This is a genomic window from Pseudomonas sp. NPDC087612 (assembly GCF_044743505.1).
Classification (GTDB): Bacteria; Pseudomonadota; Gammaproteobacteria; order Pseudomonadales; family Pseudomonadaceae; genus Aquipseudomonas.
Genome location: NZ_JBIUWO010000002.1, coordinates 467457 through 493092 on the forward strand (window position 1 = coordinate 467457; position 25636 = coordinate 493092).

Annotated in this window: 28 protein-coding genes; 26 read left to right on the forward strand and 2 right to left on the reverse strand. The window is 62.8% G+C overall.

Features of this window, described 5'->3' with window-relative positions:
- Nucleotides 1-34 precede the first annotated feature (34 nt).
- The 26 genes from ACIOVF_RS05810 (at nt 35) to ACIOVF_RS05935 (ending at nt 23548) form a co-directional block, all read left to right on the forward strand.
- A complete protein-coding gene (locus ACIOVF_RS05810; RefSeq protein ID WP_045200292.1) occupies nt 35-340 on the forward strand; it encodes an STAS domain-containing protein in 306 nt (101 codons plus the stop codon).
- Nucleotides 337-2052, forward strand: coding sequence for a SpoIIE family protein phosphatase (locus ACIOVF_RS05815; protein WP_401288131.1), 1716 nt, complete (start codon nt 337-339; stop codon nt 2050-2052). Before ACIOVF_RS05810 ends, ACIOVF_RS05815 begins: the two co-directional genes overlap by 4 nt.
- A gap of 25 nt (nt 2053-2077) precedes the next feature.
- Nucleotides 2078-2425: an Hpt domain-containing protein gene (locus ACIOVF_RS05820; protein ID WP_045200296.1), complete on the forward strand. Its 348-nt coding sequence runs from the start codon at nt 2078-2080 to the stop codon at nt 2423-2425.
- A gap of 79 nt (nt 2426-2504) precedes the next feature.
- On the forward strand, nt 2505-3803 hold the full coding sequence (locus ACIOVF_RS05825; protein ID WP_401288135.1) for a flagellar hook-length control protein FliK: 1299 nt from the start codon (nt 2505-2507) through the stop codon (nt 3801-3803).
- 107 nt (nt 3804-3910) lie between these two features.
- Nucleotides 3911-4405, forward strand: a complete 495-nt coding sequence (gene fliL, locus ACIOVF_RS05830) for a flagellar basal body-associated protein FliL (RefSeq protein WP_045200300.1) — start codon at nt 3911-3913, stop codon at nt 4403-4405.
- Nucleotides 4406-4414: 9 nt separating this feature from the next.
- Nucleotides 4415-5383: a flagellar motor switch protein FliM gene (gene fliM / locus ACIOVF_RS05835; RefSeq protein ID WP_045200301.1), complete on the forward strand. Its 969-nt coding sequence runs from the start codon at nt 4415-4417 to the stop codon at nt 5381-5383.
- A gap of 46 nt (nt 5384-5429) precedes the next feature.
- On the forward strand, nt 5430-5900 hold the full coding sequence (gene fliN / locus ACIOVF_RS05840) for a flagellar motor switch protein FliN (RefSeq protein ID WP_093385593.1): 471 nt from the start codon (nt 5430-5432) through the stop codon (nt 5898-5900).
- Nucleotides 5901-6353 carry a flagellar biosynthetic protein FliO gene (gene fliO, locus ACIOVF_RS05845; protein WP_123568043.1) on the forward strand — a complete coding sequence of 151 codons (453 nt, stop codon included), beginning with the start codon at nt 5901-5903 and terminating at the stop codon, nt 6351-6353.
- The gene (fliP, locus tag ACIOVF_RS05850; protein ID WP_038996372.1) at nt 6353-7105 is read left to right on the forward strand and encodes a flagellar type III secretion system pore protein FliP; all 753 of its coding nucleotides are present in this window, start codon (nt 6353-6355) and stop codon (nt 7103-7105) included. Before fliO ends, fliP begins: the two co-directional genes overlap by 1 nt.
- Before the next feature lie 21 nt (nt 7106-7126).
- The gene (fliQ, locus tag ACIOVF_RS05855) at nt 7127-7396 is read left to right on the forward strand and encodes a flagellar biosynthesis protein FliQ (RefSeq protein ID WP_045200304.1); all 270 of its coding nucleotides are present in this window, start codon (nt 7127-7129) and stop codon (nt 7394-7396) included.
- 7 nt (nt 7397-7403) lie between these two features.
- Nucleotides 7404-8180 (forward strand): flagellar biosynthetic protein FliR, encoded by a 777-nt coding sequence (gene fliR / locus ACIOVF_RS05860; protein ID WP_045200306.1) that lies wholly within the window; start codon nt 7404-7406, stop codon nt 8178-8180.
- A 2-nt stretch (nt 8181-8182) separates the two neighbouring features.
- The gene (flhB, locus tag ACIOVF_RS05865; protein WP_045200308.1) at nt 8183-9319 is read left to right on the forward strand and encodes a flagellar biosynthesis protein FlhB; all 1137 of its coding nucleotides are present in this window, start codon (nt 8183-8185) and stop codon (nt 9317-9319) included.
- Between the two features lie 132 nt (nt 9320-9451).
- Nucleotides 9452-11581 (forward strand): flagellar biosynthesis protein FlhA, encoded by a 2130-nt coding sequence (gene flhA / locus ACIOVF_RS05870; RefSeq protein WP_045200310.1) that lies wholly within the window; start codon nt 9452-9454, stop codon nt 11579-11581.
- Between the two features lie 11 nt (nt 11582-11592).
- Nucleotides 11593-12903 (forward strand): flagellar biosynthesis protein FlhF, encoded by a 1311-nt coding sequence (flhF, locus tag ACIOVF_RS05875; protein WP_213602055.1) that lies wholly within the window; start codon nt 11593-11595, stop codon nt 12901-12903.
- 120 nt (nt 12904-13023) lie between these two features.
- Nucleotides 13024-13857 carry a flagellar synthesis regulator FleN gene (fleN, locus tag ACIOVF_RS05880; protein ID WP_016393812.1) on the forward strand — a complete coding sequence of 278 codons (834 nt, stop codon included), beginning with the start codon at nt 13024-13026 and terminating at the stop codon, nt 13855-13857.
- On the forward strand, nt 13854-14594 hold the full coding sequence (fliA, locus tag ACIOVF_RS05885; RefSeq protein WP_010225024.1) for an RNA polymerase sigma factor FliA: 741 nt from the start codon (nt 13854-13856) through the stop codon (nt 14592-14594). The genes fleN and fliA overlap by 4 nt, the downstream gene beginning before the upstream one ends.
- 103 nt (nt 14595-14697) lie before the next feature.
- On the forward strand, nt 14698-15072 hold the full coding sequence (locus tag ACIOVF_RS05890) for a chemotaxis response regulator CheY (RefSeq protein ID WP_036990294.1): 375 nt from the start codon (nt 14698-14700) through the stop codon (nt 15070-15072).
- 19 nt (nt 15073-15091) lie between these two features.
- The gene (locus tag ACIOVF_RS05895) at nt 15092-15880 is read left to right on the forward strand and encodes a protein phosphatase CheZ (protein ID WP_045200319.1); all 789 of its coding nucleotides are present in this window, start codon (nt 15092-15094) and stop codon (nt 15878-15880) included.
- Between the two features lie 12 nt (nt 15881-15892).
- A complete protein-coding gene (locus ACIOVF_RS05900; RefSeq protein WP_195883375.1) occupies nt 15893-18124 on the forward strand; it encodes a chemotaxis protein CheA in 2232 nt (743 codons plus the stop codon).
- 45 nt (nt 18125-18169) lie between these two features.
- A complete protein-coding gene (locus ACIOVF_RS05905; protein ID WP_045200324.1) occupies nt 18170-19288 on the forward strand; it encodes a chemotaxis response regulator protein-glutamate methylesterase in 1119 nt (372 codons plus the stop codon).
- Complete coding sequence (locus tag ACIOVF_RS05910; RefSeq protein WP_045200326.1) at nt 19288-20028, forward strand: flagellar motor protein; 741 nt, start codon at nt 19288-19290, stop codon at nt 20026-20028. Before ACIOVF_RS05905 ends, ACIOVF_RS05910 begins: the two co-directional genes overlap by 1 nt.
- A gap of 3 nt (nt 20029-20031) precedes the next feature.
- Nucleotides 20032-20919, forward strand: coding sequence for a flagellar motor protein MotD (gene motD / locus ACIOVF_RS05915; protein ID WP_045200328.1), 888 nt, complete (start codon nt 20032-20034; stop codon nt 20917-20919).
- 45 nt (nt 20920-20964) lie between these two features.
- A complete protein-coding gene (locus tag ACIOVF_RS05920; protein WP_045200330.1) occupies nt 20965-21753 on the forward strand; it encodes a ParA family protein in 789 nt (262 codons plus the stop codon).
- Nucleotides 21753-22610 carry a CheW domain-containing protein gene (locus ACIOVF_RS05925; protein WP_045200332.1) on the forward strand — a complete coding sequence of 286 codons (858 nt, stop codon included), beginning with the start codon at nt 21753-21755 and terminating at the stop codon, nt 22608-22610. The genes ACIOVF_RS05920 and ACIOVF_RS05925 overlap by 1 nt, the downstream gene beginning before the upstream one ends.
- A gap of 64 nt (nt 22611-22674) precedes the next feature.
- On the forward strand, nt 22675-23154 hold the full coding sequence (locus tag ACIOVF_RS05930; protein WP_010225041.1) for a chemotaxis protein CheW: 480 nt from the start codon (nt 22675-22677) through the stop codon (nt 23152-23154).
- Between the two features lies 1 nt (nt 23155).
- Complete coding sequence (locus ACIOVF_RS05935) at nt 23156-23548, forward strand: DUF2802 domain-containing protein (protein ID WP_038996358.1); 393 nt, start codon at nt 23156-23158, stop codon at nt 23546-23548.
- A 75-nt stretch (nt 23549-23623) separates the two neighbouring features.
- Here the strand turns inward: ACIOVF_RS05935 and ACIOVF_RS05940 are convergent, their stop codons facing one another.
- Complete coding sequence (locus ACIOVF_RS05940) at nt 23624-23956, reverse strand: EscU/YscU/HrcU family type III secretion system export apparatus switch protein (protein WP_045200334.1); 333 nt, start codon at nt 23954-23956, stop codon at nt 23624-23626.
- Nucleotides 23953-25521: a flagellar hook-length control protein FliK gene (locus ACIOVF_RS05945; RefSeq protein WP_045200336.1), complete on the reverse strand. Its 1569-nt coding sequence runs from the start codon at nt 25519-25521 to the stop codon at nt 23953-23955. The genes ACIOVF_RS05940 and ACIOVF_RS05945 overlap by 4 nt, the downstream gene beginning before the upstream one ends.
- Nucleotides 25522-25636 lie beyond the last annotated feature (115 nt).

The window sequence follows — 25636 nt, forward strand, 5'->3', positions numbered from 1 at the left end:
GTCTGCAATCGTCGCAATGGAAGGAATCATCGACATGGCAGTTGTATCTGAAGTATCCCCGGATGGGAAAAAGCTGACGATCAAGGTCAGGGGGCGTTTTGACTTTGGCAAGCACCTGGAATTTCGCCAGGCTTACGAGCTCAAGCAGAACATGCCGGACTCAGTGGTCGTCGACCTCAAGGAGGCCACCTATCTGGACAGTTCGGCCCTGGGCATGCTGTTGCTGCTGCGTGACCACGTCGGCGGCGACGACTCGGAAATCCGTGTGGTCAACACCAGCTCCGATGTGCGAAAGATCCTCGCCATTTCCAACTTCGACAAGCTGTTCGACATCAGTTGAACCAGCCAGCCCATGTTTTCGAGGCGCTCACCATCCTGATCGCCGAGGATGGTGCTGCTGATCGTTTGTTGCTGGCCACCCTTGTGCGCAAGCAGGGGCATCAGGTGCTCACCGCCGAAAATGGCGAGCAGGCGCTGGCGCTGTTCGCCGCGCAGCGCCCGCACATGGTCCTGCTCGATGCGCTGATGCCGGTCATGGATGGTTTCGAGGCGGCGCGCCAGATCAAGGCGCTGGCCGGTGAAGCGCTGGTGCCGATCATCTTTCTCACTTCGCTTAGCGAAGAACAGGCGCTGGTCCGTTGCCTGGAGGCAGGTGGCGACGATTTTCTGGCAAAACCCTACAGCCCGGTGATCCTGGCCGCCAAAATCAAGGCGATGGAGCGTATGCGCCGGCTGCAGGCCACGGTGCTGGAGCAGCGTGACCAGCTTGCCCGCCATCACACTCATCTGCTCAACGAGCAGCGGGTCGCCAAGGCGGTGTTCGACCAGGTGGCCCATGCCGGTTGCCTGAGTGCGCCGAACATCCGTTACCTGCAGTCACCTTATGCCCTGTTCAATGGCGACTTGCTGTTGGCCGCCTTCACGCCGGCAGGTGACATGCATGTGCTGCTCGGCGACTTCACCGGCCACGGCTTGCCGGCGGCGGTGGGGGCGATGCCCCTGGCCGAGGTGTTCTATGGCATGACAGCCAAGGGTTACGGCCTGGCCGAAACCCTGCGCGAGATGAACGCCAAGCTCAAGCGCATCCTGCCGGTGGACATGTTCTGTTGTGCATTGTTGCTCAACCTGAGTTTCCAGCGGCGGGTGGTCGAGGTCTGGAATGGCGGCATGCCCGACGGCTATCTGTTGCCCGCCGGTGGGGGTGAGCCTGTGGCGTTGGTGTCGCGTCATTTGCCCTTGGGTATCCTGGGGCCGGAGCGCTTTGATGACGCCACCCAGGTGCTGCCGTTGGCCCTGGGCGAGCGCCTGTTTCTGTTGTCTGACGGCGTGGTCGATACCAGTGATGACAATGACCAGCTGTTCGGTGTCGAGCGCCTGCGTCGGGTGCTGAGTGCCAATCGACAGCCGGCACTGTTGTTCGAGGAGGTGCTGCAGGCGCTGGAAGCGTTTCGTGGTCGCTCGCGCGATGATGTCAGCCTGCTGGATATCGAGGTGGTCGAACCGCAACTGTTGTCGCCGCTGCCGGTGATCTATTCTGACAGTGGGCAGTCCAGTCCGCTGGACTGGTCGCTGCAGTTCGAGTTTCGCGCCGACACGCTAAAACGTTTCAATCCATTACCTTATTTGCTACAGCTGTTGCAGGAAATACACGGTTTGCGGGCTCAGAGCGGGGCGTTGCACAGCGTCCTCACCGAACTGTATTCCAATGCCCTGGAACACGGCGTGCTGGGGCTGGACTCGGCGCTAAAGCGCGATGCGCAGGGCTTTGCCGCCTACTATCAGATGCGCGACGAGCGCCTGCAGGCGTTGAACGAGGGCTTCATCCGCGTGTTCCTTCGGGTCGAGCCGGATCGCCAAGGCGGGCGTCTGAAGATTGAAGTCGAAGATAGCGGCAAGGGCTTCAATGTGAGTAAAGTGCTGGCCAGGCCTGTGTCCGAACAAGGGTTGTGCGGACGCGGTCTGACCCTCATACGCCGGTTGAGCCGGCGTGCCGAATGGGCCGACGAGGGGCGCCGCGCATGCGTGGAGTTCGCCTGGGAGGCTCTGGCATAATCCAACTTGATCAAGGAGTGAGCAAGTGTCCGACATTCACATCGATCGCAAGGTGCTCAGCGACTTGCAGGAGGTCATGGAAGATGGCTACCTGTACTTGCTGGAAACCTTTCTTGAAGATTCCGAAAAACGCCTCAGTCAATTGCATGAGGCGAAGAACGCCGACGAGCTGGCGCATGCCGCGCACAGTTTCAAGGGCAGTAGCAGCAATATGGGGGCGGTAGCGTTGGCCGAGTTGTGCAGGCAGCTCGAAGACCGCGTCAATCACGGCCCGCTGCAAGGCATCGAAGACCTGATCAACCAGATCGATCGCGAGTATGCGGCCGTTCGTGACCTTTACCACGACGAACGCCAGCGAGTATCGATTGGTTGAGCGCGAGGGCAAACCTGGCGCGAGTTTTGCGTAGTCTTCGCTAATTCACGATTACGACTTCTGTAGCGGAGACTCCTGCATGCCTGTCGCCTCCAACCCCCTGTTGCAAGCCAGTGCCGTGGCGAAGCCGTCGCGCGCCACTGCCGGTGCGCCGGATAAATCGCTGCAGGCCTCTAACGACAAGGCGTCTGGCTTTTCCGATGTGTATGCCAAGCAGTCTCGCGAGACGACTGCAGGCACCAAGGACGCGCCTGTGCCTGAGAAGGTCGTCACCGCCCCGGGCAGCGGCAATAAAACGGCCGCTGATTCGTCGAAGGTTGCCGACAGCGGCAATAGTTTGCCTGAGGAGCAGGACAGCACCGAGGTCGATCCGGCGCTGGTGGCTGATCCCACCCTGCTTGACCCCAGCCTGGTGGCGGGTCAAGTGACCGACGCCCAGCCCGGCGCGCAATTGATCCAGGCCCAGGCTGAAACCGTGGCGCCGGTGATTCAGGCTGCGGCAGCACAATTGCAGGTGGCTGCGGCGCCGGCCCAGCCGGTAGCCGAAGCGCCGGAATTCGATCCTGAGGCCGATCCGCTGTCTGACCTGCCAGCCTTGCGCCTGGCCCTTGAGCAAAGTGCCCAGGCCCAGGGCACTACCTCTGCCCATGCCGCTGGCAAGGCCGGCAATGCCCAGCCTGAAGCGCCGACGGCGCAGCCTGCCGTCAATACACTGGCGGCCCTGCTGGACAAGCCAGGTGCCGATGCCGAATCAGGCGAGCCGGGTGAAAAAGCCTTCAGTGGCCTGCTCGATGATGGCCTCAAGGACCTCAAGAGCGCCTCCAGCGATACGCGTGTCGACAACTTTGCCGAGCGCCTGAGCAACCTGACCCTGGCCGCCACGGCCAAGACCGCCAATGCCGTGCCGGTGGCCACGCCGCTGCAGCAGCCGTTGGCGATGAACCAGGGCGGCTGGACCGAAGGCCTGGTCAACCGGGTCATGTACCTGTCCAGCCAGAACCTGAAATCGGCCGATATCAAGCTTGAGCCGGCCGAGCTCGGGCGCCTGGACATCCGCGTCAACCTGGCGCCGGAACAGCAGGCCCAGGTGACCTTTGTCAGTGGTCACGCCGGGGTGCGCGAGGCGCTGGAAAACCAGGTGCACCGGCTCAAGGAAATGTTTGCCCAGCAGGGGCTCGGCCAGCCGGACGTCAACGTCGCTGACCAGTCCCGTGGTGGCCAGCAGCAGGGTGCCCAGGACACGCCGAAACTCAGTGGCGTGGCCGCACGGCGTAATGAAGCTGGTGAATCCGCTGAGTCCGCTGAAATCGCTCCAGGTGCAATGCCGGTCGAGCAGCAGTCGGTTGTGGGTTCCAGCGCGGTGGATTACTACGCCTGATTGGCTGTGCTCTTGGTGCTAGCCGACCTTGCTTTTCCAGGTTGGCATAACACTTGCTCAACCCTCGCCATGTGACTGAAATCTCCGATGAATGACGGATTATTGGCATGGCGAAGAGCGAAGCAGAGAAAGACCCCGCCGCTACAGGCAAACTCAAGCTGATCCTGCTGTTGGTGCTGGCATTGCTGCTTGCCATCGGCCTGTCGGTCGGCGCCACCTGGTTCTTCCTGCACAAGTCCGAGGATAAGCCTGCGGTCGATCCGGCCCTGGCCAACCTCAAGCCGGCAGCGATCTACGAGCCGCTGGCACCGGCCTTCGTGGTCAACTTCAACCAGAACGGCCGCCAGCGCTACATGCAGGTGAGCATCACCATGCAGGGGCGTGACCAGGCAGCGCTGGATGCCCTCAAGGTGCATATGCCGGTGATTCGCAACAACCTGGTCATGATGTTCTCGGGCCAGGGCTTCGACACCCTGTCCAGCCCGGTCGGCCAGGAAATGCTGCGCCAGAAGGCCACTGCCAGTGTCCAGGAAGTGGCGCAGAAGGAAGTCGGCAAGCCGGTCATCGACCAGTTGCTGTTCACCAATTTCGTATTGCAGTAGGAGCCCCAGATGGCCGTGCAGGACCTGCTGTCCCAGGATGAAATCGATGCTTTGCTGCATGGCGTCGACGATGGTCTGGTGCAAACCGAAAGCAATGCCGAGCCCGGCAGTGTCAAAAGTTATGACCTGACCAGCCAGGATCGGATCGTCCGCGGTCGCATGCCGACCCTGGAAATGATCAACGAGCGGTTTGCCCGCTATACCCGCATCAGTATGTTCAACCTGCTGCGCCGCTCTGCGGACGTGGCAGTCGGCGGCGTGCAGGTGATGAAGTTCGGCGAGTACGTGCATTCGCTGTACGTGCCCACCAGCCTCAACCTGGTGAAGATCAAGCCGTTGCGCGGTACCTCGCTGTTCATCCTCGACGCCAAGCTGGTGTTCAAGCTGGTGGATAACTTCTTTGGTGGCGACGGTCGTCACGCCAAGATCGAAGGTCGCGAGTTCACCCCGACCGAGTTGCGCGTGGTGCGCATGGTCCTCGACCAGGCCTTCGTTGACCTCAAGGAGGCCTGGCAGGCGATCATGCCGGTCAACTTCGAGTACATCAACTCCGAGGTCAACCCGGCCATGGCCAACATCGTCGGGCCGAGCGAGGCGGTGGTGGTTTCGACCTTTCACATCGAGCTCGATGGCGGTGGCGGCGACCTGCACGTGACCATGCCGTACTCGATGATCGAGCCGGTGCGCGAGATGCTCGATGCCGGTTTCCAGTCCGATCTGGACGACCAGGACGAGCGCTGGATCAAGGCCCTGCGCGAAGACGTGCTGGACGTCAGCGTGCCGCTCAGCGCCACGGTTGCCCGTCGCCAGCTGAAGCTGCGCGACATCCTGCACATGCAGCCGGGCGACGTGATTCCGGTCGAGCTGCCGGACGAACTGATCCTGCGGGCCAACGGCGTGCCGTCGTTCAAGGCCAAGCTGGGTTCGCACAAGGGCACCCTGGCCCTGCAGATTATCGATCCGATCGAGCGCCGCTGAGGCGCTCGCGGTTCCAACTCCGAATTGATTGCCCGTCGAGGACAAAATGGCTAACGAAAACGACATCACCTCCCCGGAGGACCAGGCCCTGGCCGATGAATGGGCTGCGGCCCTGGAAGAAACCGGCGATGCCGGCCAGTCCGACATCGACGCCTTGCTCGCTGCCGATAGCGCCGCCAGCGCACCGGCGTCCAGCCGCCTGGCCATGGAAGAGTTCGGCAGCTCGCCGCGCAGCAACGAACAGGTCACCCTCGATGGTCCGAACCTGGATGTGATCCTGGATATTCCGGTGAGCATTTCCATGGAAGTCGGCAGTACCGAGATCAACATCCGCAACCTGCTGCAACTCAACCAGGGTTCGGTGATCGAGCTCGACCGCCTGGCCGGCGAGCCGCTGGACGTGCTGGTCAACGGCACTCTGATTGCGCACGGCGAAGTGGTGGTGGTCAACGAAAAGTTCGGCATCCGCCTGACGGACGTGATCAGCCCGAGCGAACGCATCAAGAAGCTGCGCTGAGTGAGCAAGCTCCTGCGCAACGGCCTGGGCCTGGCCTGCGGCCTGTACGTGGATGTCGCCCTGGCTACCACGCAGCCGGCGGCTGCGGTAGTGGCACCGGCAAGCAGTGGCAGCGCGGCAGGGCAGTTGACCCAGCTGGTGCTGGGGCTGCTGCTGGTGCTGGGGTTGATCTTCGTCCTCGCCTGGCTGCTGCGCCGGGTGCAGAACGCCGCGCCCGGCAGTGGCCAGGTGATCGAGATCCTCGGTAGCCGTTCGCTGGGGCCGCGTGATCGGCTGTTGCTGATCCAGGTCGGCAAGGAGCAGATCCTCATCGGCCATTCGCCAGGCACCATCGAGGCCTTGCATGTCATGGCCGAGCCGGTTGAAGTGCCCGCCAGTGCGCGCCAGGCAACACCAGAATTCGCCCAGCGGCTGATGGAGCTGATGGGCAAGGATCAGAAGGGAAGGTCGTGATGGGCGCGTTGCGCATGATGTTGACGCTGCTGCTGATGCTGGCGGCGCCGCTGGCCCTGGCGGCTGATCCACTGTCGATCCCGGCGATCACCCTGTCCAGCGGGGCCGACGGCCAGCAGGAGTATTCGGTCAGCCTGCAGATCCTGCTGATCATGACCGCGCTGAGTTTCATCCCGGCGTTCGTCGTGCTGATGACCAGCTTTACCCGCATCATCATCGTCTTTTCCATTCTGCGCCAGGCCCTGGGCCTGCAACAGACGCCGTCAAACCAGATCCTCAACGGCATGGCACTGTTCCTGACCCTGTTCATCATGGCGCCGGTGTTCGACCGCATCAACCAGGAGGCCGTGCAGCCGTACCTGGCAGAGAAACTCAGCGCCCAGGATGCGATCAGCAAGGCCCAGGCACCGCTGAAGAACTTCATGCTGGCACAGACCCGCGAGAGCGATCTGGACCTGTTCATGCGCCTGTCCAAGCGCACCGACATCGCCAGCCCCGATCAGGCGCCATTGACCATCCTGGTGCCGGCATTCGTCACCTCGGAGCTCAAGACCGCGTTCCAGATCGGCTTCATGATCTTCATCCCGTTCCTGATCATCGACCTGGTGGTCGCCAGTGTGCTGATGGCCATGGGTATGATGATGTTGTCGCCGCTGATCATCTCGTTGCCGTTCAAGATCATGCTGTTCGTCCTGGTCGATGGCTGGGCGCTGATCATGGGTACCCTGGCCGGCAGTTTCGGCGGCGTCTGACGCCGCGAGGAGAAGAAGTCCATGACCCCTGAAGTGGCTGTCGACCTGTTTCGCGATGCGTTGTGGCTGACCACCTTGATGGTTGCCATCCTGGTGGTGCCAAGCCTGCTGGTGGGCCTGGTGGTGGCGATGTTCCAGGCCGCCACGCAGATCAACGAACAGACCCTGAGCTTCCTGCCGCGCCTGCTGGTGATGTTGGTGACGCTGATCGTGGTTGGCCCGTGGCTGGTGCAGAAATTCATGGAATACATTCTGTCGTTGTACGGCAGCATTCCGCAGCTGATCGGTTGACCCGGCGATGCTTGAGCTGACCGACGCGCAGATCGGCGCCTGGGTGGCCAGTTTCATTCTGCCGTTGATTCGCGTCACGGCGGTGCTGATGACCATGCCTATTTTCGGTACCACCCTGGTGCCGACACGTATCCGCATGTATTTCGCTCTGGCAATCACCGTAGTCATCGTTCCCGGTCTGCCGCCGATGCCGGTGGTCGAATCGCTGGATCTCAGGGCAATGTTGCTGGTGGCCGAGCAGATCATCATTGGCGCCGTGTTTGGTATGGCGCTGCAGCTGTTCTTCCAGATTTTCGTGATCGCCGGGCAGATCGTCGCAATCCAGATGGGCATGGCCTTCGCCTCCATGGTCGATCCGGCCAACGGCGTCAACGTGGCGGTGGTCAGCCAGTTCCTGACCATGCTGGTGACCTTGCTGTTCCTTGCCATCAACGGCCATCTGGTGGTCTTCGAGGTGCTGACCGAGAGCTTTACCACCTTGCCGGTGGGCGGCGGTGTGCTGGTCAATCATTTCTGGGACCTGGCCGGGCGCCTGGGTTGGGTGCTGGGTGCAGCCATGCTGTTGGTATTGCCGGCGGTGACCGCGCTGCTGGTGGTCAACATCGCCTTTGGCGTGATGACCCGGGCGGCGCCGCAGTTGAACATCTTTTCTATCGGCTTTCCGCTGACCCTGGTGCTGGGGATGGTGATCTTCTGGATCACCCTGGCCGATATTCTTCCTCACTATCAGTCACTGGCTTCCGAAGCCTTGCAGTGGCTGCGTGAACTGGCACGGGCGCGCTGAGCATGGCAGAAAGCGAAAGCGGTCAGGACAAAACAGAAGACCCCACCGACAAGCGCAAGAAGGACGCGCGCGAGAAGGGCGAGATTGCCCGTTCCAAGGAGCTCAACACGGTCGCGGTGACCCTGGCGGGCGCTGGAGCGCTGCTGGCGTTTGGCGGTGGCCTGGCGCAAACCCTGATGGAGCTGATGCGCATCAATTTCAGCTTGTCCCGCGAGGTGCTCATCGATGAGCGGTCCATGGGCATTTTCCTCATGGCCTCCGGCAAGATGGCCTTGCTCGCGACTCAGCCGGTATTGCTGGTGCTGCTGATTGCGGCAATCATCGGCCCGGTGTCGCTGGGCGGGTTCCTGTTTTCCAGCAGCTCCCTGGCGCCGAAGTTCAGCCGCATGAACCCGCTATCGGGGATCAAGCGGATGTTCTCGGTCAACGCCTTGTCCGAGCTGCTCAAGGCGCTGGCCAAGTTCTTCATGATTCTGATCGTCGCCCTGACGGTGTTGTCGGCTGATCGCGATGACCTGCTGGCGATTGCCAACGAGCCGCTGGAGCAGGCGATCATCCATAGCGTCCAGGTAGTTGGCTGGAGTGCGCTGTGGATGGCAGCGGGGCTGTTGATCATTGCCGCGGTGGACGTGCCGATCCAGCTCTGGCAGGCGCACAAGAAGCTGCTGATGACCAAGCAAGAGGTGCGCGACGAGTACAAGGACTCCGAAGGCAAGCCCGAGGTCAAGCAACGCATTCGCCAACTGCAGCGCGAGGCTTCGCAGCGGCGGATGATGGCGGCGATTCCCGAGGCGGACGTGATCATCACCAACCCGACCCACTATGCCGTGGCGCTCAAGTACGACCCGGAGAAGGGCGCGGCGCCGCTGCTGCTGGCCAAGGGTGCCGACTTCATCGCCCTGAAAATTCGCGAGATCGCCAACGAGCACAAGATCCAGGTGCTCGAATCGCCGGCGCTGGCGCGTTCGATCTACTACTCCACCGAGCTTGAAGAAGAGATTCCCGCCGGTTTGTACCTGGCAGTGGCCCAGGTGCTGGCCTACGTCTACCAGATCCGCCAGTATCGCGCCGGCAAGGGCAAGCCGCCGGAGCCGCTCAAGGATCTGCCGATCCCGCCGGATTTGCGTCGCGATTCCTGATCGGCGCTGCCTGCGCAGCAGCCCCGAGCCACTCAAACCACCTCGTTTGGCAAAGTTGGAAAGCTTCTTGCAAAGGCAGCGCTGCGCGCCTCAAACGCGTCAAAGTTTTGCTTGAGCTAACGAGGAATACCGGTGGATCGCTCTCAGTTAATCAACAGTGCCCGTAGCAACCTGGTCGGTCTAGGCCGGGGTAACCTGGGTGTGCCGCTGTTGCTGCTGGTGATGCTGGCAATGATGATGTTGCCGATCCCGCCGTTTTTGCTCGACGTGTTCTTCACCTTCAACATCGCCTTGTCGATCGTGGTCCTGCTGGTCTGCGTCTACGCCCTGCGCCCGCTGGACTTCGCCGCGTTCCCGACCATCCTGCTGGTGGCGACGCTCTTGCGCCTGGCGCTCAACGTGGCGTCCACGCGGGTGGTGATGCTCCACGGTCACGACGGCCACGAGGCCGCCGGTAAGGTGATCCAGGCCTTCGGCGAGGTGGTGATCGGCGGTAACTACGTGGTCGGTATCGTCGTCTTCGCGATCCTGATGATCATCAACTTCGTGGTGGTCACCAAAGGTGCCGGGCGTATTTCCGAAGTGAGCGCGCGCTTCACCCTCGACGCCATGCCCGGCAAGCAGATGGCCATCGACGCCGACCTCAACGCCGGCCTGATCGACCAGGCCCAGGCCAAGGCGCGGCGCGCCGAAGTGGCCGGCGAGGCCGAGTTCTATGGTTCGATGGACGGTGCCAGCAAGTTTGTTCGCGGTGACGCCATCGCCGGCCTGTTGATCCTGTTCATCAACCTGATCGGCGGCATGGCCGTCGGTATGTTCCAGCACAACATGACCTTTGCCGACGCCGGCAAGGTCTATGCCCTGTTGACCATCGGTGACGGTTTGGTGGCGCAGTTGCCCTCGCTGTTGCTGTCCACCGCGGCGGCGATCATGGTTACCCGCGCCTCGGGCTCCGAGGACATGGGCAAGCAGATCAACCGGCAGATGTTCGATTCGCCCAAGGCCCTGGCGGTGTCGGCTGGCCTGATGATCGTCATGGGCCTGGTGCCGGGCATGCCGCACATCGCCTTCCTGAGCCTCGGCCTGCTGGCCGCCGGCGGCGCCTACCTGGTGTGGCGCAAGCAGAACCAGGCCAAGCTCAAGGCCCTGGAAGAGGTGCAGCGCCAGCAGGACCTGCTGCCATCGCCACAGCGCGCGATGGAAACCAAGGAGCTGGGCTGGGATGACGTCACCCCGATCGACATGATCGGCCTAGAGGTCGGCTACCGGCTGATTCCGCTGGTCGATCGCAACCAGGGCGGCCAGTTGTTGGCGCGGATCAAGGGCGTGCGCAAGAAGCTGTCCCAGGACCTGGGCTTTCTCATGCCCACGGTGCACATTCGCGACAACCTCGACCTAGCGCCCAGTGCCTACCGCCTGACCCTGATGGGGGTGATCCTGGCCGAGGCCGAGATCTACCCGGACCGCGAGCTTGCGATCAATCCGGGGCAGGTGTTCGGTACCCTCAATGGTATTGCCGCCCGCGATCCGGCCTTTGGCCTGGAAGCGGTGTGGATCGACGTCAACCAGCGCAGCCAGGCGCAGTCGCTGGGCTACACGGTGGTGGACGCCAGTACGGTGGTCGCCACCCACCTCAACCAGATTCTGCACAAGCACTGCCATGAGCTGATCGGCCACGAAGAAGTGCAGCAACTGCTGCAGGTGCTGGCCAAGGCTTCGCCCAAGCTTGCCGAAGAGCTGGTGCCGGGCGTCATTTCCTTGTCGGGCCTGCTCAAAGTGCTGCAGGCATTGCTCGCCGAGCAGGTTCCGGTGCGTGACATTCGCAGCATTGCCGAAGCCATCGCCAACAACCCGGGCAAGAGTCAAGATACCGCCGCACTGGTGGCGGTGGTGCGCGTCGGATTGTGTCGCGCTATCGTGCAAAGCATTGTCGGCGTTGAGTCCGAGCTGCCTGTGATCACCCTTGAGCCAAGATTGGAACAGATTTTGCTCAATAGTTTGCAAAGGGCTGGGCAAGGCCAGGAAGACGGTGTTCTTCTGGAGCCGAGCATGGCCGAAAAGCTTCAGCGTTCGTTGATCGAAGCCGCCCAGCGTCAGGAGATGCAAGGGCAGCCGGCGATCCTCCTGGTCGCAGGACCGGTACGAGCCATGCTGTCGCGCTTCGGTCGCCTGGCTGTACCGAATTTGCATGTTTTGGCGTATCAGGAAATACCTGACAACAAGCAAGTTACCATCGTCGCCACAGTGGGCCCGAACGGCTGAGGTAGTGGGTTATGCAAGTTAAGCGTTTTTTCGCCGCCGATATGCGTCAGGCCATGAAGCTGGTTCGCGATGAGCTGGGGGCCGATGCCGCCATCATTGGCAACCGACGGATTGCTGGCGGTGTCGAGCTGACGGCTGCGCTGGACTACAAGCTGTCCGCCCTGGCGCCACGGGTGCCGAATGTCGAGCTCGAAGACGAGCTGCGCAAGACCCAGTCGCGCATCGTCACCGCCCAGGCCGAGTTGAGCAGCCGTAGCGAGAGCGAAGATGGCAATCGCCAGCTGTTTGCCGGCTTGCCGCTGACCGCTTCCGAGCCGCTGGTCGACCCGCAGGTCGAAGCGCCGGCCGTGCCTGCTGCACCGGCCGCGGCACCCATCGACCCGCGCCTGTTCGACTCGATGCGCTCGGAGCTCTCGGGCCTGCGCGAACTGCTTGAAGTACAGCTCGGCTCGCTGGCCTGGAGCCAGTTGCAGGGCAACAAGCCGCAGCAGGCCAACCTCTGGCGCCGCCTGCAGCGCATCGGCCTGTCCGGGCCGATTGCCCGCGAACTGCTCGAGCTGACCACCGAAATCGAAGAGCCGCGTCATGCCTGGCGCATGCTCCTGGCGCACCTGGCGCGGATGATCCAGGTGCCGGAAATCGAACCGATCGAAGAAGGCGGTGTCATTGCCATGGTCGGTCCGGCCGGCATGGGCAAGACCACCACCCTGGCCAAGCTCGCCGCGCGCTACGTGCTCAAGTACGGCGCGCAGAACCTGGCCCTGGTGAGCATGGACAGCTTCCGTATCGGCGCCCAGGAGCAGCTCAAGACCCTGGGGCGGATCCTCAACGTTTCGGTTACTCACGTCGACCCGGGCCAGTCGCTGGCCCAGGCCCTCGACCCGCTGCTGCGCAAGCGCGTGGTACTGATCGATACCGCCGGCCTGCAAGCCAGCGACCCGGCGCTGCGCATGCAGCTGGAAACCCTTGCCGGGCGCGGGATTCAGGCCAAGAATTACCTGGTACTGGCAACCACCAGCCAGAAACAGGTGCTGACCGCCGCCTACCACAGCTACAAGCGCTGCGGCCTGGCCGGTTGCATCCTGACCAAGCTAGATGAAACCGCCAGCCTCGGCGAAGTATTGAGCCTGGCAATCAGTCACGAACTGCCGGTGGCCTATCTTACCGATGGCCCGCGCATTCCTGACGACCTGCACCTGCCGCGCCGGCACCAGTTGGTCAGCCGCGCAGTGAGCGTGCAGATGCAGGACGAGCCCAGCGAAGAGGCCATGGCCGACATGTTCGCTGATCTCTACCACAGCTCCGGCAAACGCGTGGGCTGAGGGGAATATGATTACGTTGCAAAGTACCTACATCAATGGTCTGCCAGGCATTTTTCAGGTGTTGAAAGCGCAGCCCAGTCATGTGGCCTCGGTCTAAGTAAGACAAGGTAAAGAACAAACATGGGTAGCATGCATCCCGTACAGGTGATCGCCGTGACCGGCGGCAAAGGTGGCGTTGGCAAGACTAACGTGTCAGTGAACCTGTCATTGGCGCTGGCTGAGCTTGGCCGTCGGGTCATGCTGCTGGACGCCGACCTGGGCCTGGCCAACGTTGATGTGCTGCTGGGCCTGACGCCCAAGCGCACCCTGGCCGATGTCATTGAAGGCCGTTGCGAACTGCGCGACGTGCTGCTGCAAGGCCCCGGCGGTGTGCGCATCGTGCCGGCGGCCTCGGGCACGCAGAGCATGGTGCACCTGGCTCCGGCCCAGCACGCCGGCCTGATCCAGGCCTTCAGCGAGATCGGCGACAACCTCGATGTGCTGGTGATCGACACCGCTGCAGGTATCGGTGACTCGGTAGTCAGTTTTGTCCGCGCCGCCCAGGAAGTGCTGCTGGTGGTGTGCGACGAGCCCACTTCGATCACTGACGCCTACGCGCTGATCAAGCTGCTCAACCGCGATTACGGCATGAACCGCTTCCGCGTCCTCGCCAACATGGCCCAGAGCCCTCAGGAAGGGCGCAACCTGTTCGCCAAGTTGACCAAGGTCACTGATCGCTTCCTCGATGTCGCCCTACAATACGTCGGTGCGGTGCCTTACGACGAATGTGTGCGCAAGGCGGTGCAGAAGCAGCGAGCGGTCTATGAAGCCTTCCCGCGTTCCAAGTGCGCGCTGGCATTCAAGGCCATTGCTCAGAAGGTCGATAGCTGGCCGCTGCCTGCCAACCCACGGGGGCACCTGGAGTTCTTCGTCGAGCGCCTGGTGCAACCGACGAGTGCGGGTCCGGTGCTATGAACGCCAGTGGTTATCGGATGTACAGCAAGGCTTCGCGTGACGCCCAGTACGAACTGATCGAGCGTTACGCGCCGCTGGTCAAGCGCATCGCCTACCACTTGTTGGCACGTCTGCCGGCCAGTGTGCAGGTGGAGGACCTGATCCAGGCCGGGATGATCGGCCTGCTCGAAGTCGCCAACAAGTATGACGCCAGCAAGGGGGCCAGTTTCGAGACCTACGCCGGCATCCGCATCCGTGGCGCCATGCTCGATGAAGTGCGCAAGGGCGACTGGGCGCCGCGTTCGGTACACCGCAATACCCGCATGGTCAGTGACGCGATTCGTGCAATTGAAGCAAAAACCGGCCGTGACGCTAAAGATCACGAGGTTGCTGCCGAACTTCAATTGAGTCTCGATGATTATTACGGGATTTTGAATGACACCCTGGGCAGCCGCCTGTTCAGTTTCGACGACCTGTTGCAGGACGGCGAACATGAAGGCCTGCACGAGGACGGTGCCAGTGCCCAGCTCGAGCCTTCGCGCGATCTGGAAGACGAGCGTTTTCAGGCAGCCCTGGCCGATGCCATCGCCAACCTGCCGGAACGCGAGCGTCTGGTCCTGGCGCTGTACTACGACGAAGAGCTCAACCTCAAGGAGATCGGTGAGGTCCTGGGGGTGAGCGAGTCGCGTGTCAGCCAGTTGCACAGCCAGTGCGCGGCACGTTTGCGTGGTCGCCTGGGGGAATGGCGGGCGCGTTGAACGCAGGTTCGATGCAGTCGTGAAATGTAGTGCCGAATTGATTGAATGCGCGTTCCGCGCTGAACGCGTTAAAGACTGCTTGGAGGTCTAATTGAACAAAGACATGAAAATCCTCATCGTGGACGACTTTTCGACGATGCGGCGGATCATCAAGAACCTGTTGCGTGATCTGGGCTTTACCAACACCCAGGAAGCCGACGACGGCAACACCGCACTGCCGATGCTCGAAAGCGGTCATTTCGACTTTCTGGTGACCGACTGGAACATGCCTGGCATGTCCGGTATCGACCTGCTGCGCAAAGTGCGTGCCGATGAGCGCCTCAAGCACCTGCCGGTGCTGATGGTGACTGCCGAAGCCAAGCGCGAGCAGATCATCGAAGCCGCCCAGGCCGGGGTCAACGGCTACGTGGTCAAGCCGTTCACTGCCCAGGTGCTGAAAGAAAAGATCGAAAAGATCTTCGAGCGCGTCAATAGCTGAGGTACGCCACGGGGGCGCTATGGAGCAAACACAATCATCCTTGGGCGAGTTTGAGTCGACACTCAAGAAACACGCCCGGGAACTGGTCGACAGCCTTGAACGAGGCAAGTTCGGCGACGCGGTGCAACTGATCCATCAGCTGAACCAGACCCGTGACCTTGGCCTGTATCAGGAAGTCGGCAAACTCACCCGCGAGCTGCACAGCGCGATCGTCAGTTTCCAGATCGACCCGCACATGCCGCAAGCCGAGGAAGTGTCGCAGATCACCGATGCGACCGAACGCCTGTCCTACGTGGTCAAGCTGACCGAGGGCGCGGCCAACCGCACCATGGACCTGGTCGAAGCCAGCACGCCGGTACTCAACGAACTGAGCGACGAGGCCAAGGCGCTGAGTGTCGACTGGCAGCGCTTCATGCGCCGCGAAGTGGCGGCACCGGAGTTCCGTGAGCTGGCCAAGCGTGTCGACAGTTTCCTGACGCGCAGCGAGGAGGGCAACCGCAAGGTCGCCAGCCACCTCAATGACATTCTTCTGGCTCAGGACTACCAAGACCTGACCGGCCAGGTGATCAAACGCGTCACGGCGCTGGTCACCGAAGTAGAAAGCAATCTGCTCAAGCTCGTGCTGATGGCAAGTCAAGTTGACCGTTTTGCCGGTATCGAACATGACCACCAGCAGCTGCGCGCTGAAAAAGATCAAGAAAAACATCCGACTCGGGGTGAAGGTCCGCAGATTCATGCCGATAAGCGTGAAGACGTTGTGTCCGGTCAGGACGATGTCGACGATCTGCTGTCCAGTCTGGGTTTTTAGGGAGCACGTTTAATGAGCTTCGGCGCCGATGAAGAAATCCTTCAGGATTTCCTGGTAGAAGCCGGCGAAATTCTTGAGCAACTGTCCGAGCAATTGGTCGAGCTGGAAAGCCGACCGGATGATGCCGACCTGCTCAATGCGATCTTTCGCGGTTTTCACACTGTAAAAGGGGGCGCCGGCTTCCTCCAGCTCAACGAGCTGGTGGAGTGCTGCCATATCGCCGAAAACGTGTTCGACATCCTGCGCAAGGGTGCCCGACGCGTCGACTCCGAACTGATGGACGTGGTCCTGGAAGCCCTGGACACGGTCAACAGCATGTTCGGCCAGGTTCGCGAGCGCAGCGACATCACCCCGGCGACCCCAGAGCTGCTGGCGGCGCTGTCGCGCCTGGCCGAGCCTGCCGGGGAAGACGAAGCACCAGCCCCTGCCGCTGAGCCCGAGGTGCTTGAAGCACCGGCGGCCGAGGCCGAGGCGGACATCACCGACACCGAATTCGAGCAACTGCTCGACTCGCTCAATGCAGTCAAGGCCGAGGCACAAGCCCAGGACGCCGAGCCTGCCGGTGACGAAATCACCGACGCCGAGTTCGAGTCGCTGCTTGACCAGTTGCACGGCAAGGGCCAGTTCGCCGCCGACAACCTCGGCGGCGCGGCTGAAGCACCGGCTGCTGCCGCTGCCGCTGGCGATGTCAGTGGCGACATCACCGACGATGAATTCGAAGCGCTGCTCGACCAGTTGCACGGCAAGGGTACTTTTGCCGTCGATGCACTGCCGGGCGCTGCTGCCGCGCCTGTGGAAGCCTGCGCGCCTGCCGCGGCTGGCGATCACATCTCCGAGCACGAGTTCGAAGCGCTGCTCGACGAACTGCACGGCAAGGGCAAGTTTGCGCCGGACGCAGTAGCCACGGCTGCACCAGCTGCCAGCGCAGCACCTGCGAAAGCGGCGGCCAAGCCTGCGCCAGCACCTGCCGCCAAGCCAGCTGCTGCACCAGCCCCTGCGGCCAAAGCAGCGGCTGCGGCGCCAGCACCTGCACGCCAGGCCGCTCCGGCTGCCGAAAAGCACCCTGCCAGCGAAACCGAAACCACCGTACGGGTCGACACCGCGCGGCTCGACGAGATCATGAACATGGTCGGCGAGCTGGTGCTGGTGCGTAACCGCCTGGTGCGCCTGGGCCTGAACAGTGGCGACGAGGCTATGTCCAAGGCCGTGTCGAACCTTGACGTGGTGACCGCCGACCTGCAGACCGCGGTGATGAAAACCCGCATGCAGCCGATCAAGAAGGTCTTCGGGCGCTTCCCGCGCCTGGTTCGCGACCTGGCCCGGCAGCTGAAGAAAGAAATCAACCTGGAGCTGGTCGGCGAAGAGACCGACCTCGACAAGAACCTCGTCGAGGCCCTGGCCGACCCGCTGGTGCACTTGGTGCGCAACGCCGTCGACCATGGCGTCGAGACCCCGGAAGAGCGCGAAGCCTCGGGCAAGTCCCGCGGCGGCAAGGTAGTGCTCTCGGCCGAACAGGAAGGCGACCACATCCTGCTGTCGATCTCCGATGACGGCAAGGGCATGGACGCCGACGTGCTGCGGGCCATCGCGGTCAAGCGCGGAGTGATGGACAAGGACGCTGCCGATCGCCTGAGCGAGACCGAGTGCTACAACCTGATCTTCGCCCCGGGTTTCTCGACCAAGACCGAGATTTCCGACGTGTCCGGGCGTGGCGTGGGCATGGACGTGGTGAAAACCAAGATTTCCCAGCTCAACGGCTCGATCAACATCTACTCGACCAAGGGCCTGGGCTCGAAGATCGTCATCAAGGTGCCGCTGACCCTGGCGATCATGCCGACGCTGATGGTCATGCTCGGCAACCAGGCGTTCGCCTTCCCGCTGGTCAACGTCAACGAGATCTTCCACCTCGACCTGTCGCGCACCAACGTGGTCGACGGCCAGGAAGTGGTGATCGTGCGTGACAAGGCCTTGCCGCTGTTCTACCTCAAGCGCTGGCTGGTCAGCTCGGCCGCTCATGAAGAGCAGCGCGAGGGCCATGTGGTGATCCTTTCGGTGGGTACCCAGCGGATCGGCTTCGTCGTCGATCAACTGGTGGGCCAGGAAGAAGTGGTCATCAAGCCGCTGGGCAAGATGCTCCAGGGCACCCCGGGCATGTCGGGCGCCACCATTACCGGTGACGGGCGCATTGCGCTGATCCTCGACGTACCGAGCATGCTCAAGCGTTACGCCGCCCGGCGTATTTGATTCTGGTGGCGCGGCTCACATGCCGCGCCCCCTAATGGAGTGTTTATGGCAGTCAAGGTCCTGGTGGTGGATGATTCCGGTTTCTTCCGCCGCCGCGTCTCGGAAATTCTTTCAGCGGACCCGACTATCCAGGTCGTCGGTACCGCGACCAATGGCAAGGAAGCGATCGACCAGGCGCTGTCGCTCAAGCCCGATGTCATCACCATGGACTACGAAATGCCCATGATGGATGGCATCACCGCCGTGCGTCACATCATGCAGCGTTGCCCGACCCCGGTGCTGATGTTCTCCTCGCTGACCCACGAAGGCGCCCGCGTCACCCTCGATGCGCTGGATGCCGGTGCGGTCGACTACCTGCCGAAGAACTTCGAAGACATCTCGCGCAACCCCGAGAAGGTCAAGCAACTGCTGTGTGAAAAGGTTCATACCATTTCCCGCAGCAACCGTCGTTTCAGTGCCTACGCAAGCCCGGCGCCCGCGCCGCAGCCAGCCGCGCAACCTGCCGTCAGCAGCCTGGGCAGCACGCCTGCACCACGCGCCGCAGCACCTGTGCGCGCAGCGGCTGCGCCAGCATCGAGTGCTTCGCCGGCACCCAAGCGCAAACCCTACAAGCTGGTTGCCATCGGTACTTCCACCGGCGGCCCGGTTGCCCTGCAGCGGGTTCTGACCCAGTTGCCGGCCAACTTCCCGGCGCCGATCGTGCTGATCCAGCACATGCCGGCGGCCTTTACCAAGGCGTTTGCCGAGCGCCTCGACAAGCTGTGCAAGATCAGCGTCAAGGAGGCCGAGGACGGCGACATGCTGCGCCCGGGCCTGGCCCTGCTGGCCCCTGGCGGCAAGCAGATGATGGTCGACGGCCGCGGCACGGTGAAGATCCTGCCGGGCGACGAGCGCCTGAATTACAAACCGTGCGTGGACATCACCTTTGGTTCGGCGGCCAAGTCCTATGGCGACAAGGTGCTGTCGGTGGTGCTCACCGGCATGGGCGCCGACGGCCGTGAAGGTGCACGCCTGCTCAAGCAGGGCGGCAGCACCGTGTGGGCCCAGGATGAAGCCAGCTGCGTGATCTACGGCATGCCCATGGCCATCGTCAAAGCCAACCTGGCAGACGCCGTGTATGGCCTGGACGAGATCGGCAAGCACCTGGTCGAGGCCTGCGTCTGATGGATGTCTTGAGCCTTATCGGGATCATCCTGGCCTTTGTCGCCATCGTAGGCGGCAACTACCTCGAAGGCGGCCACCTGTCGGCACTGCTCAATGGCCCGGCGGCCTTGATCGTGCTCGGCGGCACCCTGGCGGCGGCCTTGCTGCAATCGCCGATGAGCGCCTTCAAGCGCGCGCTGCAGATCGTGCGCTGGATCCTGTTCCCGCCACGGGTCGACCTGGCTGGCGGTATCGACCGGGTCGTCAACTGGTCGCTGACCGCACGCAAGGAAGGCCTGCTGGGCCTGGAAGGCGTCGCCGATGCCGAGCCGGACCCGTACGCACGCAAAGGTCTGCAGTTGCTGGTCGACGGCGCCGAGCCGGAAGCCATTCGCAGCATTCTCGAAGTGGATTTCTACACCCAGGAAAGCCGCGACGTGCAGGCCGCCAAGGTGTTCGAGAGCATGGGCGGCTATGCGCCGACCATCGGTATCATCGGTGCGGTGATGGGCCTGATTCACGTCATGGGCAATCTTGCTGACCCGTCGCAGTTGGGCAACGGCATTGCCGTGGCCTTCGTCGCCACCATTTACGGTGTTGCCAGTGCCAACCTGATCCTGCTGCCGATCGCCAACAAGCTCAAGGCCCTGGCCCTGCGTCAGTCGCGCTACCGGGAAATGCTTCTGGAAGGCTTGCTGTCGATCGCCGAAGGCGAAAACCCGCGCTCGATCGAGCTGAAGCTTCAGGGCTTCATGGAGTAACACATGGCGCGCCGTCGACAACCCGAAGAGCATGAAAACCACGAACGCTGGCTGGTGTCCTACGCCGACTTCATCACCTTGCTGTTTGCCTTCTTCGTGGTCATGTATTCGATCTCGTCGATCAACGAGGGCAAGTACAAGGTCATTTCCCAGGCGCTGATCGGCGTGTTCAACGACCCCGAGCGGAGCATGAAGCCGATCCCCATTGGCGACGAGCGCCCGCTCAGCGTCAAGCCGGCCGAGCCGTTGATCAAGGACAGCGAGCAGGTCGATGCGGGCCTGGCGCAAACCAGCAGCGACCCGCTCAAGACCATCACCGATGACGTGCGCGACGCCTTCGGCGACCTGATCAAGTCCGACCAGATGACCGTGCGCGGCAACGAGCTGTGGGTCGAGATCGAACTCAATTCCTCGCTGCTGTTCGGCAGCGGCGACGCCATGCCCAGCGACGTGGCGTTCAACATCATCGAGAAGGTGGCGAAGATCCTCAAGCCGTTCGCCAACCCGGTGCACGTCGAAGGCTTTACCGACGACCTGCCGATCCGCACCGCGCAGTACCCGACCAACTGGGAGCTGTCATCGGCACGGGCGGCGAGTATCGTCCGCCTGCTGGCGATGGAAGGGGTGAACCCGGCGCGCATGGCATCGGTCGGCTATGGCGAGTTCCAGCCGATCGCCGCCAACGACAGCGCTGAAGGCCGGGCGCGCAACCGACGGGTGGTGCTGGTGATCTCGCGCAACCTCGAAGTACGCCGCAGCCTGACTGGCACTGGCAGCGCCAATGCCACCCCGGACGCGGCGATGAAGCGGGCTGGCACACAAACTGCACCGCCAGCGGTAGCACCGACGGTGGGCGACAATCGCGTCAATTCCCCGTCACCGACCCTATAACCGATCCCGGCAGGGCAGGCTGCCGTACCGGGAGGAAGCAACGCAATGAGAGTCTGGGCAGTAGCCAATCAAAAAGGTGGAGTCGGCAAGACCACCACGTCCATCGCCCTGGCCGGCCTGCTGGCCGAGGCGGGCAAGCGCGTGGTTGTCGTCGACCTCGACCCGCACGGGTCGATGACCAGCTACTTCGGGCACAACCCCGATGCGCTGGAGCACAGTTGCTACGACCTGTTCCTGCACAAGGGCACGGTGCCCGAGGGCTTGCCCGGGCAATTGCTGTTGCCCACCAGCGACGAGAAAATCTCGCTGCTGCCCTCGAGCACCGCCCTGGCCGTGCTTGAGCGCCAGTCGCCGGGCCAGAGTGGCCTGGGCCTGGTGATCGCCAAGTCTCTGGCGCAGCTCTGGCAGGATTTCGACTACGCCATCATCGACAGCCCGCCGTTGCTCGGCGTGCTGATGGTCAACGCCCTGGCGGCCAGCCAGCAGTTGGTGATCCCGGTGCAAACCGAGTACCTGGCGGTCAAGGGCCTGGAGCGCATGGTCAGCACCCTGGCGATGGTCAACCGCTCGCGCAAGCAGGCCTTGCCTTACCACATCGTGCCGACCCTGTTCGACCGCCGTACCCAGGCCTCGATGGGTACCTTGCGGGTGCTGCGCGACGCTTACCCCGAGCATATCTGGCAAGGCTACATCCCGGTCGACACGCGCCTGCGTGATGCCAGCCGGGCTGGGCTGACACCCTCGCAGTTCGACGGCAAAAGCCGCGGCGTGGTGGCTTACCGCGCCTTGCTCAAGCACCTGCTGACGCAGAACCTTGCCTTGCAGGTGGCCTGATGAATCGTCCTCAACAGCTTGCCAGCCGGCCGCAGATGGCCCTGCAGAGCTACCTCGATGGCTTGCTGCAGGAGGCCACCGAAGAACTCGACGAAGTGCTGCCAGTTTCGGTTGAGCCCGACGAATTCCAGGCGGCTGTGCGCGAAGAGCAGGCCCGTGATGCCCAGGTGGCGGCCCAGGCCGCGGTAAAACCCGAACCACGGCCGTTTGCCGAGCCATCTCGGCCGGTATTGCCGCTGACCTTGCCAGCGGTTGTCGAGCCCGTGCTGGAGCCTGTGGTCGAAGTGCCTGAGGTTGCCCAGGTTGCACCGGTCGAGCCGCTGGTGGACGTGCACCTGCCGCCGGCGCCCAATCAACCGGTACCGCCGGCCACCATCGATGGCCGTCCGGCCTGGGCCGCCGAGCCGTTCGAATGCCTGCTGTTCGATGTTGCCGGCCTGACCCTGGCGGTACCGCTGGTGTGCCTGGGCTCGATCTACTCGCTGGCCGGCCATGAACTGACACCACTGTTCGGCCAGCCTGACTGGTTCCTTGGCATCCTGCCGAGCCAGAGCGGCAACCTCAAGGTATTGGACACCGCCCGCTGGGTCATGCCCGACCGTTACCGGGACGACTTTCGTCAGGGCCTGCAGTACGTGATTTCGGTCCAGGGCTACGAATGGGGCCTAGCGGTGCATCAGGTCAGCCGTTCGCTGCGCCTGGACCCCAACGAGATCAAGTGGCGCAGCCAGCGTGGCCAGCGGCCATGGCTGGCCGGCACCGTGATTGAACACATGTGCGCGTTGCTCGACGTCGCCGAGCTGGCCGAGTTGATCGCCAGCGGCGCAGTCAAGCAACTGCACAACACCCATAAATAATCGGCCGCATCTGCCGCGACCGCACTGAGCACACCGCCGATGGCGGAATTTGAGGGATAGGGGAATGAAAAAATCGTCTGCACAAGGTTCCGAAGATCCGATCCTGCAGTGGGTGACCTTCAAGCTGGACAACGAGTCCTACGGCATCAATGTGATGCAGGTGCAGGAAGTCCTGCGCTACACCGAGATCGCCCCGGTCCCGGGTGCCCCGAGCTACGTGCTGGGCATCATCAACCTGCGCGGTAACGTGGTCACCGTGATCGACACCCGCCAGCGCTTCGGCCTGCTGTCCAGCGAGATCACCGACAACACCCGTATCGTCATCATCGAAGCCGACAAGCAAGTGGTCGGCATTCTGGTCGACAGCGTTGCCGAAGTGGTTTACCTGCGTCAGTCGGAAATCGAGACCGCGCCGAATGTCGGCAACGAAGAATCGGCCAAGTTCATCCAGGGCGTGTGCAACAAGAACAACGAACTGCTGATTCTGGTCGAGCTGGACAAGATGATGACCGAGGAAGAGTGGTCCGAGCTGGAGAACATCTGAGTTGATCCTCGAGGTTGCAGTCATATTTCTGGCGCTGCTCTGGGCGGTCAGCCTGTGGTTCTTCCTGAACTACAGCAAGCGCCAGCGCGAGCTGGCCGCGCAACAGGCCCAGGGCGATGCCGTGCGTGACCAGCGCATCAAGGACCTGGCCAAAAGCCTGGACGACTACCAGAACGGCAGCGTGCGTATGGGCGAAGCCCTGCACGAGCTGCGCGCGGTGGTTGCGCCCTTGCCGGACAAGCTCCTGCAACTGGAGCAGCGTGACCCCAACAGCCTGTCGTTTGCGCAAGCGGCGCGGCTGGTGGGCATGGGTGCCAGCGTCGATGAGCTGACCCAGTCCTGTGGTTTGACCCAGGCTGAGGCGGAGTTGATGAGCAAGTTGCACCGCAGCTGAGGGTTGCAGTGAATCAATCGCGGGGCAAGCCCGCTCCTACACCTTGTGTGGGAGCGGGCTTGCCCCGCGATGCTTTCAGGTACCCGGCAATCTCAGGTCGGTAGGGGTGATATCGCGCTCCTGCGGCCCCTCGTCGACAAACCCCACCGGCACCTTGCCCTTGAGCTGCCAGGCAAAAGCGATGATTTCGGCGATGGTCAGGTACAGGGCCTCGGGGATCTGATCGCCCAGTTCCATGCGCGCCAACAGGCGCACCAGTTCGGCGTTCTCGTAGATCGGCACTTCATGCTCGCGGGCAATCTTCAGGATTGCCTCGGCCAGCTCGTCGTCGCCCTTGGCGCTGAGGGTCGGGGCCTGCTGACCGTCGTAAGTCAGGGCGATGGCCTGGCGTGGGTTCTTGTCGCTCATGCCTGTTCATCCACCCATCGTTGTTCCAGGTGCGTACGCGGCCCCTGGGGCGGTGTGCCGTGATGGCAGTGCAGTTCGGTAACGTTCAGGCCACGGGCCAGCAAGCGTTCGCGCAAGTTGCCAAGCTGGCTTTCGATCAATTGCGCAGTGCTCGGCCGTTCGGCCCATAGCTGGCTCGACAGGCTGCCCTGGGTGATTTGCGCCTGCACCTGCAGTGGCCCCAGTGGATCGAGATCGAAGGCCAGCTCAATGCGCCAGAGCATTTCCAGAGGATCGCGACGCTCACGTTCCGGGTCGCTTTGCTGCTCCGGGGTTTCTTCGCGCTGCAGCTTCATTTGCAGCGGCATGAAGTCCTGACCGTTGCGCAGGGGGATTTCCAGTTGCCAGGTGGTTTGCAGGTTGCCATCGGCGGTGGTGCCGGTCTGCTCAAGGCTTGCCAACTGATGGCTTTGCAGGCGCGAGATGGCTGAGGCGGCCAGGCGCAACAGGTGCTCGAGGTCGCCTTCCCCATCCTGGCTTGGCAATGACCGTGAGGGCAGGGGGAAGCCGCCGGGCTGTGGCCGCGGGCTGACCTGGCCGAGCATGCCCAGGGCGCTGCGGACCATGCCGGGCATGACCTGGGCCAGGGTACTGGCGGCCGCGGCGGGGTTGAAGGTGGCGTTGCCCGGCAGCCCCGGCAGCAGTTGCGCCACCAGGCGCGTCACCTGCGCCTTGAGGTCAGGTGCGAGTGTCGCGGGCAGCCCGGCCAGCAGCTTGGCCTCAAGAAACACGCCGCTGTTGCTCAGGGCCTGGGCCAGGCCTTTAGGGTCGCTGAGCTGACGCACATCCGGCAGGCTGGCCAGCAACTTGTCGACGTTGACGCGTACCTCGGCGGGCTGATTGTTATCGCTGCGCACCTGCTGCAGGGCGCTGAGCAAACCCTGCAGTGAGGCTTGGCGACTCTGCTGGCTGCTCAGTTGCTGGCTGATTGCCAGTTGCTCCTGGCGGCCGCTGAGCGGCACGAAGCTCAGCGACTGATCGCCCTGCACCCGGGCGCTGAGCAAGCTGCCCACCGTTAGCGGGCGCGGGCTGTCGATGGCCAGGGTGGCGCCAGCCTGCGGGCCGCCGAGCAAAGTGACCAGCGAGCGAAACTGCGCCAGTTGGCCGGCGTTTGCCGGCAATGCCTGGCTGGTAACGACCTTGCCTTGCAGCAGGGTGCCCACCGGCAGCTCGCGGGTGTCGATGCGGGTCAGGGTGGCGACGCTGCTGGCGATGGCTTGCTGCACTGTAATGCTCAGGTTGGCATTGCTGCTCTGGGTGACCGCCAGCTGGCTGCCCTGGGCCAGGGGCAGGGTACTGCTGGCCTGGACATTGGTTTGCTTGCCGTTGTCCTGGGTCAGCTTGAGCAGCATCTGGAAGTCCTGGCCGACCTGGCGCAGGGCCAAGACCTCGGCCTTGGCGGTTTCGCCCGGGGCCAGCAGGGCCTGCTGCGGTTGCAGCAGGCGCAGCAGTTCGCCGGTCATCGCCGAGCGCAGCTGCGGGCTGGCCGGAATCTGTGTGCCGAGGTTGTTGATTTCGCCTGTCATCCGCTCGCAACCTGTTGAAATAGCCCTCTTTGCAGTAGGACATCACATGTATAATGCCGCCCGATCTTTGGCGATCAGCGCGGCCGGGCCACATCGTCGTTGCCAGTATAACGGC